This is a genomic window from Puia dinghuensis, from assembly GCF_014642875.1.
GTDB lineage: Bacteria > Bacteroidota > Bacteroidia > Chitinophagales > Chitinophagaceae > Puia > Puia dinghuensis.
On the sequence record NZ_BMJC01000001.1, the window covers coordinates 71919 to 85648 of the forward strand.

Sequence of the window (13730 nt, forward strand, 5' to 3'; positions counted from 1 at the left end):
TGATGAAAATTTTAGGGGCGAAGATAAGTGTTTTGTTTTTCCCAGTCGTTGATCTGCATGAGCATACGATAGGTAGAAAGGATGTCATTGGCAAAATATTTGGCCTGCAGGTCGGAAAGGTTGCCACCTTTACCCTGCAGGAGCATCTGGGCGCTGACGGCCAGCTGTTCGTCGCTCATCAGCGACTCGCTAAAGGAGTTGTAATAGCGCATCTGCTGGGTAAGGTCCTTTTTCAGGGAAGCGGACACTTTCCGGGCTAAAGCGCTGTCACCCGACATATAGCAGGCCTGGAGGAAGTCAAACGAGAAATAATCGTGCAGATTGCCCTGGTTGGAGGTCATCCCGTAGGGCATATTCGATTCCAGTACATTCTGGTCGTAGTGGTCCAGGATCTTGCGGGCGGAGTCCTTTTTACCTGCCATAGCGAGACCCATGGCCACCTGGGCGTGGGCGAACTTTATGCTGTTGAGATGGCGGCGGTTTTCCTCGTCATAGTAGACCCCGGGGGTGCCGGCGTTGCCATAGGCAAACTTCTCCATGATCGTCTTGTAGGCCGCGTCGTTATCCACGGTGCTGCCTACTACCGGCACCAACTGGTAGGTCATGCCGCGAAGCCGGACATATTTGTCGAGGCCGAGCGCTTGCAGGTCTTGTGGAGAGGTGAAGCAGATGGGTCGTTTCCATTTGCTGCCCGCGATGACGGCGAGCATGGCCAGGTCGTTCTTGAACAGATAGCGGCGGTCGGCGGGGATATCGATTTGTAATTCCGACCGGACGCTGTCGCCGGGGTGTACGGTACCCAGCTGCCGTACGGCGTTGGTATCCACCGGGATAGAGAACTTATGGGTTGGAAACAGGTTGAGCATCTGCCCGTTGTCGGCGAGTGTTGTATAGCGTTGGTCGTCGCTGCCGACGACATTTTTCAGCACATCGTAGAGATCGTAGTATTTGTTTTTGTCGTATCCCGGGATCTTATCGGTGAAGTAGGTGACGTTGCGTTTGTCGCCCATGATCTCTTCGGGGGTGAAGATGACGTCGAAGGAATCGCTCTGGTTGACCTTATAGCGCAGCTCGTTCATATACCAGTCCGTCCCGAGCAGGGTGTTGACAATAACGCGGACGTCGGGGCGAATGCCTTCCACTTCCTGGGCGTACCAGAGGGGGTAGGTGTCGTTATCGCCAAAGGAGAAAAGCATGGCGTTTGGCGGGCAGGACTCGAGGTAGTCTTTTGCCAGATCGCGGGGGAGGGTCTTTTTGCTGCGATCGTGGTCATCCCATTCCTGGTTGCCCATCAGCACCGGTACGGCCAGGAAGCAGAGGCCTGCGGCGGCGTAGTTGGCGAGGGCGGGCTTTTTGAGGAAGCGGGTGAAGTATTGGGCGACGGCGAGGACACCGAGACCGATCCAGACGGCGAAGGCGTATTCGGAGCCGGCGAAGGCATAGTCCCGTTCGCGTGGCTGGAGGCCGGCCTGGTTGAGATAGATGACGATGGCGAAGCCGGTGAAGAAGAAGAGCAGCCCGGTGATGATGAAGTCGGGGCGCGCGCGCCAGGCGTGGAAGACGAGTCCGATGAGGCCCAGCAGCAGAGGGAGCATGTACATCCGGTTGTAGGACTTGTTCAGCGTGTGGATGGAGTCAGGCAGCTTGTTCTGGTCGCCGAGGCGGGCGTTGTCGATGAAGGGGATACCGGTGATCCAGTTGCCATCGCGGGGGTTGCCAAAGCCTTCGAGGTCGTTTTGTTTACCCGAGAAGTTCCACATAAAATAGCGGAGGTACATCCAGCCCACCTGGTAATTCATGAAGTATTTTATATTAAACCACATGGTGGGGTTGTCGTCGGCGGTCATCCCTGAGAACTCGCGATAGGTGTCGATCTCATGGCGATCGTTAGAGGTGCTCCACATGCGGGGGAAGAGGTGAGCCGAAGGGGTGTTGCCCCAGTCCATGATCATGGTCTTTCCGGCGACCTCGTATTTGTCTTTCCCTTTTGCATAGGAGCTGGGGCCTTCGATGGTGGGCGGCTGGTCGGTGAAATCGGGACCATAGAGGATGGGCCAGTCGCCATACTGGTCGCGGCTGAGGTAGCCGACGAGGCTCACGGGGTTGTCCACGTTATACATGTCCACCGGGACATCCGCGTTGCTGCGGATCATGGTGGTGAAGTAGGTGGAATAGCCCAGGAGCATAAAGGAAAAGCACCAGAGGCCGAGTTTGAAGAAAGGGAGGGCGTCTTTCTTTATGAAATAGCCGGCTATCCAGGCGCAGCCAAGGCCGATGCCCAGCTTGAAGATAGTGCTTACGATGCTGCCGCCGCCGCTGATGAGGACGGGGGCGGCGACGATGAGGATAAAAAGCATCAGCCAGAGGCGGATGCGGAACATCGTGACGGTCTCTCTTTTGAACAGGAGGCCCCAGGTGAGGAGGGCTGCTATCAGGACGAAATAAAATCCGAAGCCGGAGAAGAAAGGCAGGTTGAGGGAATCGACAAAGAAGATGTCGAAGTTGCCGGCGCCTTTTATCGTGTATTGGATGACGACCACCTGTACGATGCCGGTGATGGCGCAGCCGATGACAAAGGCGAGCAGGGTGCCCCAGAGGGTGGGGCGATAGCGTTTGAAATAATAGACCATCACGATGGCGGGGATGGTCAGCAGGTTGAGCAGGTGGACGCCGATGGAAAGCCCCATCATAAAGAAGATGAAGATGATCCATTTGTCGGATCCGGCTTTGTCCGCCTGTTGCTCCCATTTGAGGATGGCCCAGAAGACGAGGGCGGTGAAGAAGGCGGAAGAGGCGTAGACTTCGCCTTCGACGGCGCTGTACCAGAAGGAGTCGCAGAAGGTATAGGCGATGGCGCCGACGACGCCGGCGGCCATGATGAGAAAGGTTTGTTGTTTGTCCGGTTCGGTGGTTGGCGTTGCCTTCATCACGAGTTTCCGGGCGAAGTGGGTGATGGTCCAGAACAGGAAGAGGATGGACATGCCGCTGGCCAGGGCGCTCATGAAGTTGACGCCACGGGCGGCAGTATGCGGGTTATCGCCAAAGAGGATGATGAAGAAGCGGCCCATCAGGGCGAACAGGGGTGCGCCGGGGGGGTGGGGTATTTCGAGCTTATAGCAGCTGGAGATGAATTCACCGCAGTCCCAGAAGCTGCCGGTGGCTTCCATGGTCATGACAAAGACGGTTGTTGCGAAGAGGCCTGCTATCCATCCAACGATGTTGTTGACTTTGGTGAAGCGCATGGGGGGCTGTTTCTACTTTTTGGCCACGAATTAAGGCCAATTAGGGGAATTTTCCGAATATGGGGGTGTATTTTTTGCTAACATACTGTTATTCACCCTTATTCGAAGAAGACTTTGACGGTTTGGTAGAAGAGGCGGCTTTGGAGGTATTGGTTCTGGGATTGTTCGGTGAAATCCTGTAAGCCGAAGAGGCCGGCGGCATTGCCTTTCTGGATGGCGATCTCGAGGTAGCCGGCGGAGTTGAAGAGCGCCAGTTTCTCGCCTTCCTGGACGTCGGCGTAGGTCTCGCTTATTTTATCGATAGTTTCGTCGCGTTTGAAGACGATGCGGAAGCTGCGGCCTTTGCGGCGCTGTTCGAATTCCTCGCGGGTTATGTTGACGATGACGTTTTCGAAGTGATCGATGAAGATGATCTGTCCTTCTATCCAGTTATCGCCGAATACGGGTCGCAGGTGGTTCTTCTCCGTAAAGGTGGCGTCGGGGGTCCCGATGGTCAACAGTCCGGCGCCTTTTGCCAGTTTCGAGATGGCCTGGCCCATGATGCGGACGCAGTGGAGGGTGTTCTTGACGGCTGTTTTGTCGAGGGGCAGACCGATGACCATTTCGGGCCGGCCTTCGAGGATCATATTGAGCAGGCCGTTGTCGGCGCAGAGCAGGTATTGTTCTTTATGAAAGGCGAGCAGCAACTGTTCGGGCTTTTTCTCGAAGAGGTTGACCAATATAATATGATAGGTGAAGGGCGGGAAGTGGCGGATGGCGTTGCGGCAGACATAGGCGGCCTGGGGATAGTTGAAGGGGGACAGCTCGTGGGAGATGTCCATCATTTGGAAGGCGGGGTCCAGTTGCAGGAGTTGGCCTTTTATAGCCCCAATGAGATAGTCTTTATGACCGATATCTGATGTCAGGGTGATTAAGGCCATGCCGGTTATTTAACAAACTCCCCTTTCTTGTTATAATAATGTTTATAGGTGAGCCTGTCGGCGAGGGAGGGAGCCATTTTGTTGATGAGCACGGTGACCTTCCCGAGAAAGGTGAGCACCAGGGTGCGTTTGCGGCGTTGGATGGCGCGCAGGATGTGGCGGGCGCAGTCTTCGGCGCTCATCAGGCTGCTTTCGTTGAGGACGGTTTCGCCACGGGCGTCGCCGTGTGAGTCGAGGGCGGCGAAGCGTATATTGGAGGCTGTGAAACCCGGGCAGACCCACATGACGTGGACGCCGCTGTGTAGCATTTCGGTTCGGAGGGATTCCAGCCAGCCCTGGAGGGCGAATTTCGAGGCCGAATAGGCGCTCCTGCCCGGCAGGCCGCGATAACCCGCGGTGGATGAGACGCCGACGATGACTCCCTTGTTCTGCAGGATGGAAGGCAGGGCGTATTTCGTACAGTATACGGCGCCGAGGAAATTGATCTCCATCACCTTCCGGGTGACTTTTGTATCGCAATCCGTAAACAGGGCGCGCATGGAGATGCCGGCATTATTGATAAGAATGTCGATGCCGCCAAAGGTGTCGACGGTGGATTCGATGAAGCGGCGGCATTCTTCTTCGTCGCTGACGTCACAGGCTACGGCGTGGAGGCCGACCCGGGAGTATTCCATCTGCAGGGTATAGATCTTGTCATGGCTGCGGCCGCAGGTGGCGACTTTTGCCCCGAGGGGGATAAGGGATTCTATCAGCGCTTTGCCAATGCCGTCGCTGCCTCCTGTGATCACGACTACTTTATCCTGGAAGAAAGACATGAATGGTTGAATGGTTGATGGTTATTGTGGCAAAAGTAAGCTACAAAAACCTAAAAACCATGTCGTCGTAAGAAGAACGGCAGCGACGGGGCAAAGAAGGGAATTATTTTTTGAACAAGACCAGCTGTCCAAGATGGTACTGGACGTGTCCTGCCCGGTTGATGACGACGGAGAACCGGTTGCGGTGGGGTTCTTTTGCGTAGTCTTCGTCTGAAACGGCGGTGTGTTTTTGCAGCCATTCTTCCGGTGTCCAGCTCTTGAGGGCGTCGGTCAAATGCTGGTTGATGGTCATCCAACTATTGCGCAGGTCGCGGTAAGACGGAAGCGTCGCTGCGGGGTTGTCCGGGGTGGTGACGAACAGGGCGTCCAGGTGTGGGTAGAGCCGGTCGCCGAGGCCCAGCAGGGGCAACATACGGTCGTGTACGGCGGTGAGGTGGCCGAGCAGATAGACGACCCGGTTCTTGCCGGGAGAAATAGTTTTTTCGAGCTCTTCATCCGTACAGGCGTCGAAAAAGGCGGTGGCCCTTGTTATCGCCTGATTCCAGGTGTGGAGGCCGGTGGAGACAAAGAGATCCTGTTGGGTGGTGGTGGTTGTCATGTTATGGTATTGTAATGGTAGCCATAACAAGGGGGTGGCGGAATTGTTTAGAATGCCTTTAGTGCCGGGGTGGATGCCTGGCCGCGGGCGAGCTGGACGACCTGCCAGGTTTGGGTTTGTCTGAAGAGTTGTTTTCTGCCGCCGCCACCGCCGATGAGGGAGCCGGTGCCTATGGAGATGCCGAGGCCGCCGCCGCTGCCAAAGGAGCCGAAGCCTACGCCACCGCCGACGCCGATGTCGGGTCCGCCGCCGTTACCTCTTGGGACGCGGGCATCCGGGGGCAACCCTTCGATGAAGATGCCGACGGCTACGCTGTTGGCGGCGTAGGACGAGGATGGGTTATGATTGGGGAAGAGGATAGTGAGAGGAAGCGAGGCCTCATAGATAAGTTCGCCCTGGTTGTTGTAGTCGAGGCGCATGTTGATACCCTGCGGGTTGTCGTCGCCGTAGGTGTAGTTGGGGATGCTGTCCCTGCTGAAGCCGTACAGGGCGTAGACTTTTTTGTCTTCGAGGGTGACGGGTTTGTTGTTCTTATTGCGATCGGGCTGGGCCTCTTCCATGATCCTTCTGTCGCGATCGTTGCGGGTGTCGAGGGGGTAGCCGATGCCGACGGCCTCGGATTCGCTCTTATCGCCTTTTGTGTTGACCCAGACGGTCATGCCGCCCTGGATGATCTTTTGCTGGGTCTGTGGATTCCTTGTCGAGAGCAGGATATAGAGGTTGTCCGCGTCGTTGGTGACGGAGTAGCTGATCTTTTCCGAGGAGATGGTATAGGGGAGTGGTCTTTTCCAGTCGTTGTCGCGGCCGTCGATGGTGAGGGGTTGGGTTTGCCAGGTGGTGGGGCCGGGGTCGGATGTTTCGGCCTTGTGCGAGGAGCTGCAGGATGCCAGCAGGGTGACGGCTGCAATGGATATGAGCGAGGGTAGCTTCATGCTTGTGTTTGAATAATTACAAAGATACCCTCGCATTTGTTAAGGAACCGTTACTTACCAGCGATCGAGGCCCAGGAGTTTGCGGCCCAGGGGGGAGAGTTCGGCGGTGGTGTAGCGGGTCTGCTCCCAGTAGCGCGGGTCGCCGGGGAAAGCGTAGCTTTCGGGGGCAATGCGGTCGCGCCAACTCCGGATGCGCCATTGGCGAAGGGGTTCGTTGTCTTCTTCGGCGGGCATCATGGAGATGTACTGGGCGATGCGGACCTTGTCTTTGCTGCGATTGGGACGAATACCATGTGGCTGGGAGCTGTTGAAGATGAGCAGATCGCCGGCCTCGAGCTTTACTTTGACGAGATCGAAGCCCGTGGTGTCCGGTTTGAAGTGATCGCGGTCTTCCGGCTGTGTAAGCTTCCAGGAGTCATAGGTGCGGAAGAGGTCGGGGATGCATTGGAATCCGCCCATATTTTCGTCGGTTTGGTCGGCGAGGGCAAGGACACCCTGTACATTCTGCGGTTTTGTTTCGGGATCGTAGTCCCAGTGGATAAAGCCTTTGTATTCGAAGCCTGGGCGGAGGGGGAAGTTGAGGTTGGCGCGGTCGATGGTGACCCAGAGTTTTTCGGTGCCCCAGATGTCGGTGAATGCGGCATGGACGCGGGGCATCTGGCGGTTGTTCCAGAGTTGTTGATGGTTATATACTTCGACCATCCCGGTGTTGGTGAGCTCTTTCATCTGCATCTCGGCGCGGGGTGGGGTGTACCAGGATTCGGGGTTGGCCGGGTCTTTTTCTTCGAATTCCCAGAGGAAGCAGGCGGTTTCGGCTACCTGCTCCCGGGGGACGGCGTTTTTGACGATGACGTAGCCGTTGTGCAGCCAGAATTCCCAGTCGGCGGCGGTGAGGACTCTTAACGGGGGGCCGTCGAGGGTTCGGCGGAGGTTGATGCTGCTGCTGGTCGCGGTGGAGGGGTTGCCGGGGATGTCTTTGTGGGCGTTATCGGGAATCGTAGAGGGGGCCATATGACAAATTTTATGAGGCAAAGTTGAGGGATCGGGCTGGGGGCGGCAACAGCCCGGTTGACCAGTTTTTGCTCTGTATTGACCGATTTTGAGTGTTTTTTCGGTAATTTCAGTATATGAAGATACAGCGGGAAATAGTGACGCCGGGGGAGGGCCAGAGCTTCCGGCTTTTTTCGCCAAGTCTGCGGGACCATTTTTACTGGCATTATCACCCCGAATATGAATTAGTGTATGTGGAGGCGACGGCCGGTATCCGGCATGTTGGACTGCATGTGTCGAGCTATGTGGAGAGTGATCTTGTATTGATAGGGCCGAATATTCCACATCTTAATTTCGATTATGGGTTGAAGACGGAGTACCACCAGGTAGTGGTACAGCTGGCGGCCGATTTTTTGGGAAATGCGTTGGTGCATACGCCGGAATTGGCGGGGGTGGAGCGGTTGTTTGCGCGGGCGGCGTATGGGCTATCTTTTGGCGACGCCGTGAAGCAGCGGATTGGCGCAGAGCTGAAAGCGATGTTCTCGATGGGCCATTTCGAGCAGCTGGTGGCATTGTTGCGGATATTCTATGCGTTGGCAGAGGAGAAGGATGTGGTGCAGCTGAACGAGGAGCATACAGGGGTGAAGAGCATGTTGAACGATAAGATCCGCATGTCATCGGTGTATGAGTATATCCACCGGCGTTATGATAAGGCGCCGGATGTGAATGAGATTGCGGCGCAGGTGCATTTGAGCACGGCGGCCTTTTGCCGGTATTTCAAGCGGCAGACGCGGATGACCTTTACCGATTTTGTGAACCAGTACCGGGTGGGGCAGGCGAAGACGCTGCTGCTGCAGGGCAGGGGCGTCTCCGAGGTGGCGTACGATGTGGGGTTGGAGAGTATTTCGTACTTCAATAAATTATTCCGGCGGCATGCGGGGGAGAATCCGTCGGAGTTTAAGAAACGATACCGCGATCATTTTATCGGGTAGGTCTTCTCTGCGAGGTTCCAGCCGCGGACCGATACCTGCGGGGTGACCCCGGGTTTTGGCGTGTAGTCGAGCGTGATGGTCTTGCTCTCACCGGGCAGGACAGAGACATAGTTGTCGCTGTAGAAGACCGGGAGGAGGCGTTGTTTGGTGCCGGGGTCGATCAATGATACCCGGTTGAAGAAGGCGACGGGGCCGCCTGCGGGGTTCTTTAGGGTGACGGTGATGCGGGTGGCGGCTGCGCCGGGGGTGTTTTGGGCGGCGGGTTGTTGCGGTGCGCGACTTGCTTCGATGGTGAGGGCCGATGGCGGCATGTGCCGGAGGCCGCTATAGTTGCCGGTGGAGTCGGGCAGCCAGTAGAAGTTGTCGCTGACGATCTGCTGGTGGATGTCGAGCAGGCGGAGGGAGAGGAAGACGCCTTCGGTACTGCGCAGCTGGTCGAGCAGGTGACCTATGGGAAGATAATTTTTAGCCACAGTGGGGCCTACCTCGAAGAATTGCTGGGAATGCATCAGGCTTTTCCCCGACATGTCGAGGACCTGCACCTGCATCATAATGTCACGGTGGGTGCGGAAGGTGTTGTTGACGATCATGGTCATGCCCGCGACGGGGTCGTACATGATATGCAGGGGTTCGCTGCCGCTGTGGAGGCCGTAGAGGCAGGCGTTGGGGTCCAGATAGTAATCATACATCTGTCCGCGGAGGGCGGTCCAGGGATTTTGCGTTTTCCAGATTATGACACCGGTGTACCAGTCCCACATATGCGAACTGAATCCTTCCATGAGGGCGCGATACTGGTCGTAGTTGACAAGTTGCGCCTTTTCGGCGAAGTCGCGAAGGTCTTTGATGGGACCGTAAGCGTATACTGACGAGTCGTAGCCGATGTATTTATGATAGTTGAAAACCTCGTCCTCTTTTTGATGGTAGACTGGGGCGACGAGATGTTCTTTGGGGATGAAGCGTTGCAGCGATTCGTAGTCGCCCATGCCGACGGAGCCCACTTCGGAGTTGAAGGGGAAGGTGCGTTTTGCCCAGAAGGTCTTTATGTCCTGGACGCCATAGGGGCCGTCGCCGTTGCCGCCGAGATTATTAAACGACATGCTGTCCGAGTTGGAATAGTCGAAGAAGGTGCGGGTGTCGTCGAGGGTGGGGATGATGGAATCCTTTAAGGCGTGGAAGATATCTTCAGGCGGCGTGATCTCGTTACCGCCGCACCAGAAGGCGAGGGAGGGATGATTGCGTAATAGCTTTACCTGATCGGCAGCAGACGCGATGAACAAGTTGTGATCGTCGGGATACCTTTTTCTTGTCCACTGGTCTTCCTTTTTCATCGGGTCTTCCCAGCGGCCGTTGCAGTCGCCGGAGTTCCAGAAGTCCTGGAAGACGAGAAGGCCATAGCGGTCGCAGGCCGCGTAGAATTCAGGCCGTTCGGTGAGGGCGCCGCCCCAGACGCGGATGAGGTTGAGGTTCATGTCGCGGTGGAAGCGGATCTCGGCGTCATAGCGTTCGGGGCTGAGGCGGAGCAGTTCGTCGGAGACGATGTAGTTGCCGCCTTTTATGAAGATCTTTTGACCGTTGATTTGCAGCTCGCGGCTATGGGTGGTCGGGTTCCAGGTGGTAGTGAGCTCGCGGACGCCGAAGTCGAGGGGGATGGTGTCGGAATCAGCGAAGGAAAGCGTGGTGTGATAGAGCTCGGGAGTGCCATAGCCGTTGGGCCACCAGAGACGGGGATGCATGATGATGTGGTAAGGCAACCGGATCTCTTTGGTTGCGCCGGGAGCCAATTTGACGAGGGCGAAAGTGGGTTCGCCGTCGACCATATATTGGAGGGTGCCGGTGACGGTGTCGGTGCTGGTGTTCTCCAGTTCGGCGGAGACGCGGAGGACGGCGGGGGCCTGGTCCTTGGCGAGGACATCGGGCAAGCGGGCGCCGGAGACTTCGGTGACGATGTGGGGATTGCGGATGCGGACAACGCCGGTGTGATGGATGGTGACCTTATCCCAGATGCCGGTGTTACGGTCGCGGATAGGCTGGATCCAGTCCCAGCCGGCCACGTATTGATGGGTGACGTTACGGGCTATTTCGCCATCGCCGCCCTGGCCGCCATTGGGATTGCCGACAGGGTCGGGGGGGTAGACAAGGATGGCGAGACGGTTGTCGCCGCTTTTAGGGGCCAGATATTTTGTGATATTGTAGGATTGTCTGAGATACATCCCATAGTGGGTCTGCTCGTTCAGCTTGTGGCCGTTGAGCCAGATATCACAGCCGTAGTTGACCCCACGAAGATCGAGCCAGGTCTGGCCGCCCGACGTTTCTTTGAAGTTTTTTATGAACCAGTATGTATAATGATCGCGGCCGGTGGTGTAGATGTCGGGTGTTTTATCGTTGTTGAGTCCGTAGAAGGGATCGGGCTCGAGGTGGTTGTTGATGAGCGTTGTCATGACGGTGCCGGGGACTGTGGCGTCGAGCCAGTCGCGGGTGGAGTAGCCTGCTTGGGACAATCGCTCGCCGGTGGCGTGGACCTTGCCGATGGCCTGGCATTTCCAGCCGGTGTTCAATTCATAGTCGGATTGGGCGAACAGGAGGGAGGGGAGGGCCAGCAGGAAGAGGACCAGTGAGCGATGGTTTGTCATGGCGTAAAGCTAGGGGTTGAATTGTTTAGCACAAAAGATAACAACGGAAATAAAATAAAGCGGCTTATTTTCGGCCCATGCATTTTTCTACGTTGAAAGCTATCATCCGGGATGATCGCCGGTTGAGGCTCTTGTTGCTGGCCTCGCTTCTTGTACAGGTGATCGTTTGCCTGACAGCGGTGGGCATCTATCATCCCGATCAGTATTTCCAGATCATTGAATTTTCGACCTATCAGCTGCACCAGCCATCGGCGGCGGGGCGGGTATGGGAATTTGCGGCGCATCTTCGGCCGACGATGCAGGTATACCTGTTCTCGGGGTATTATTGCCTGTGTACGGCGGTGGGTATCCATGATCCGTACCTGCAGCTGACCTTGTTGCGGTTGATCTTCGGGCTGGCGCTTTTTGTGCTCTTCAATGGCATCTGTCTGTATTATTTCCGGCACGACCGGCGCGTTTTGTTCTATGTGCTGCTGATCTTGAACTTCTCGTGGATAATGGCCTATACGCGGACGCTTTTCAGCAGCGAGATGCTTTCTTCCTTTTTGTTCTTCGGGGCCTTGTTCTGGTATGCCGTTACCGACCGGCGGGACAGCAGGGGATGGTGGGTCGCGTTGGTGACGGGGTTTGTTTTCAGCTTTGCTTTTTATGCGCGGTTTCAGACGGCGTTTGCGATGGTGGGTGTTTTTGTCTGGATGCTGCTTGTGCCGGCTGAGCGGCGGCTGATCGTGCCGCTGGCGGTAGGATTTGTCGCGGGAGTGGGGTTGAATACCGCGCTCGACGCCGCTTTTTATCATCAATTAGTATTTACGCCATACAATTACTATAAAGAGAATATAATCGAAGGCAAGGCGGCGGCGATGGGGACGGCCTCTTTTCTGGTATATGTCGGGGTTTTGGCGGCAGTGGTGGTGGCGCCGCTGTTGAGTCTTGTGCTGTTGTGGTCGGGGTTCAAGGCGGCGCTGATGAAGCAGCTTCGGCAGCCGTTTTCGCTGGCGGTGGTACTTTTTATCCTGGGACATTGTCTTGTCGCGCATAAAGAAGAGCGATTCCTCTTCCCCGTTTTCAATGTACTACCGGTGGTGGTTGGCTGGGGACTACCCGGACTGATCGACTGGTGGTACCGGCAGCGGAAGGGGATGCGGCGGTTGTTCAACGGGGTGACAGTGTTCAGCATCGCGCTAAACCTGTTCTTGCTGGGCGTGCTGCTCTTTACACCCTATTCGCAGGCGCTTTATTTTACATCGCGGCTGCGGGGGCATTTTTCAGAAAAGCCGGTGACGATCTATTCCCTTAGGCGGACGCCGTTTGAGACCGAGCACCATCTGCCGTTTCTATTTTATCAGCGAGGGGCGCCGAATCTGCATTTCCGGACGTTGGCGTCGAACGATTCGGTGCGGCTGATCTCGCCGCAGGCGGAGTATATAACGGCGACGTTCGACCAGGTGAAGGACCAGCGGCGGATGCTGGATAGTCTTGGGTATGAACCGGTGTTGTATTCTTCGCGGTTGTTGTGGGGGATCAATGAATTTCTCGATGCGCGGGGAGTGAATACGATAAATGATATCTGGGTGTTGTACAGGAGGCGGTGAGGGTGGTCAGGGTTTGATGGCGCCGTTGGGCTGATAGTTTGCGTACCAGGCGCCGAGGGTGGTGAGCTGACCGTTGGTGTTGATAAGGGCCGAGGGCCAGAGGGCGGCGCTGCCGGGGTCGCCGGAGAACCAGGAGTAGCGCTGGACATAGGACAGGGAGTCGAGTTTGGGCAGCAGGCGTTGCATAAAACCGAGGGCATCGGCGGGGGTATATTGATTGGCGGCCGGCGTCGAGGCTTTCCAGTCCGCGGTGGCAAATTCCGTGATCCAGATGGGGAGATGATATTTGTTATAGACCGTTTGGAGGGTCTGGACAAAGCTGTTGTCGTCGGTGCCCACATACATGTGGACGCAGATGAAGTCTACGCGCAGCTTCTCCGCACTGACAGAGTCCATAAAATCACTGAACCATTGGTTGGTAGGCCAGGAGGTGGCGGGGCTGCCAAGGGGGAGGCCGATGCTTTCCAACTGGGGCCAGTACGCCAGGGCCTGCGAAACGGTCATATTGGATTGATCGGGGCGATCGGGTTCATTGAAACCCAGGATATATTTCACCTGTCCCTGTGCTTTTGCCTGCTGAACGGCGGCGATATTGGAAGCCGTCATATTACCCTGCCCCCAGAACATGGAAACAAAGTCACAATTTTGGGGGGTAGGCACGGGCACGAGGGTTCCCCACGTGTAATACCAAAAGGCTTTCAGGTTAACGACATTACCTTCGTATGAACCATAGAGGGTGCCGACGTTGAAATCGGCTCCTTTCTTGCTGTTGGTTGCCGTTTTAGTAGAATCGCCGTTGCCGGAGTTGGATGATGAGGAATTTTTTTTACAACTACCCAACACAAGTGTGAAAACCATAATGCATAAAAGGTGCAGACGGATCATTTTAAGCGGTTGGGATTTTGATTTACAGATTGATACGGATAGTTATTACCTTAAATATACAAGATTGGTGCCACCGATGCAAGGCTAAATATAAACCCTTAATATTGAGCTCTTTGAGGGTGAGGAAGGCCGCG

At 56.0% G+C, this 13730-nt stretch carries 10 protein-coding genes; 2 read left to right on the forward strand and 8 right to left on the reverse strand.

From position 1 onward, the window contains the following. Positions 1-11: 11 nt before the first annotated feature. The 6 genes from IEY39_RS00195 to IEY39_RS00220 form a co-directional block, all read right to left on the reverse strand. Positions 12-3242, reverse strand: coding sequence for a glycosyltransferase family 117 protein (locus IEY39_RS00195; protein ID WP_188927382.1), 3231 nt, complete (start codon positions 3240-3242; stop codon positions 12-14). Positions 3243-3340: 98 nt separating this feature from the next. Then, positions 3341-4162: an SAM hydrolase/SAM-dependent halogenase family protein gene (locus IEY39_RS00200; protein ID WP_188927383.1), complete on the reverse strand. Its 822-nt coding sequence runs from the start codon at positions 4160-4162 to the stop codon at positions 3341-3343. Positions 4163-4167: 5 nt separating this feature from the next. Continuing rightward, positions 4168-4977 carry an SDR family oxidoreductase gene (locus tag IEY39_RS00205; protein ID WP_188927384.1) on the reverse strand — a complete coding sequence of 270 codons (810 nt, stop codon included), beginning with the start codon at positions 4975-4977 and terminating at the stop codon, positions 4168-4170. A gap of 103 nt (positions 4978-5080) precedes the next feature. After that, on the reverse strand, positions 5081-5575 hold the full coding sequence (locus IEY39_RS00210; RefSeq protein ID WP_188927385.1) for a DinB family protein: 495 nt from the start codon (positions 5573-5575) through the stop codon (positions 5081-5083). A gap of 47 nt (positions 5576-5622) precedes the next feature. Beyond that, the gene (locus tag IEY39_RS00215) at positions 5623-6507 is read right to left on the reverse strand and encodes a hypothetical protein (RefSeq protein ID WP_188927386.1); all 885 of its coding nucleotides are present in this window, start codon (positions 6505-6507) and stop codon (positions 5623-5625) included. 54 nt (positions 6508-6561) lie between these two features. After that, positions 6562-7518: a phytanoyl-CoA dioxygenase family protein gene (locus tag IEY39_RS00220; RefSeq protein WP_188927387.1), complete on the reverse strand. Its 957-nt coding sequence runs from the start codon at positions 7516-7518 to the stop codon at positions 6562-6564. Positions 7519-7634: 116 nt separating this feature from the next. Between IEY39_RS00220 and IEY39_RS00225 the strand changes: the two genes are divergently transcribed. After that, a complete protein-coding gene (locus IEY39_RS00225; protein WP_188927388.1) occupies positions 7635-8489 on the forward strand; it encodes a helix-turn-helix domain-containing protein in 855 nt (284 codons plus the stop codon). Here the strand turns inward: IEY39_RS00225 and IEY39_RS00230 are convergent. Next, positions 8474-11119 (reverse strand): glycoside hydrolase family 2 protein, encoded by a 2646-nt coding sequence (locus IEY39_RS00230; RefSeq protein ID WP_188927389.1) that lies wholly within the window; start codon positions 11117-11119, stop codon positions 8474-8476. The two genes, IEY39_RS00225 and IEY39_RS00230, sit on opposite strands and share 16 nt — an antisense overlap. A 77-nt stretch (positions 11120-11196) precedes the next feature. Between IEY39_RS00230 and IEY39_RS00235 the strand changes: the two genes are divergently transcribed. Continuing rightward, on the forward strand, positions 11197-12711 hold the full coding sequence (locus IEY39_RS00235; protein ID WP_188927390.1) for a glycosyltransferase family protein: 1515 nt from the start codon (positions 11197-11199) through the stop codon (positions 12709-12711). A 6-nt stretch (positions 12712-12717) separates the two neighbouring features. Here the strand turns inward: IEY39_RS00235 and IEY39_RS00240 are convergent, their stop codons facing one another. Continuing rightward, positions 12718-13569, reverse strand: coding sequence for a glycosyl hydrolase (locus tag IEY39_RS00240; protein WP_229688701.1), 852 nt, complete (start codon positions 13567-13569; stop codon positions 12718-12720). Between the last annotated feature and the right edge of the window lie 161 nt (positions 13570-13730).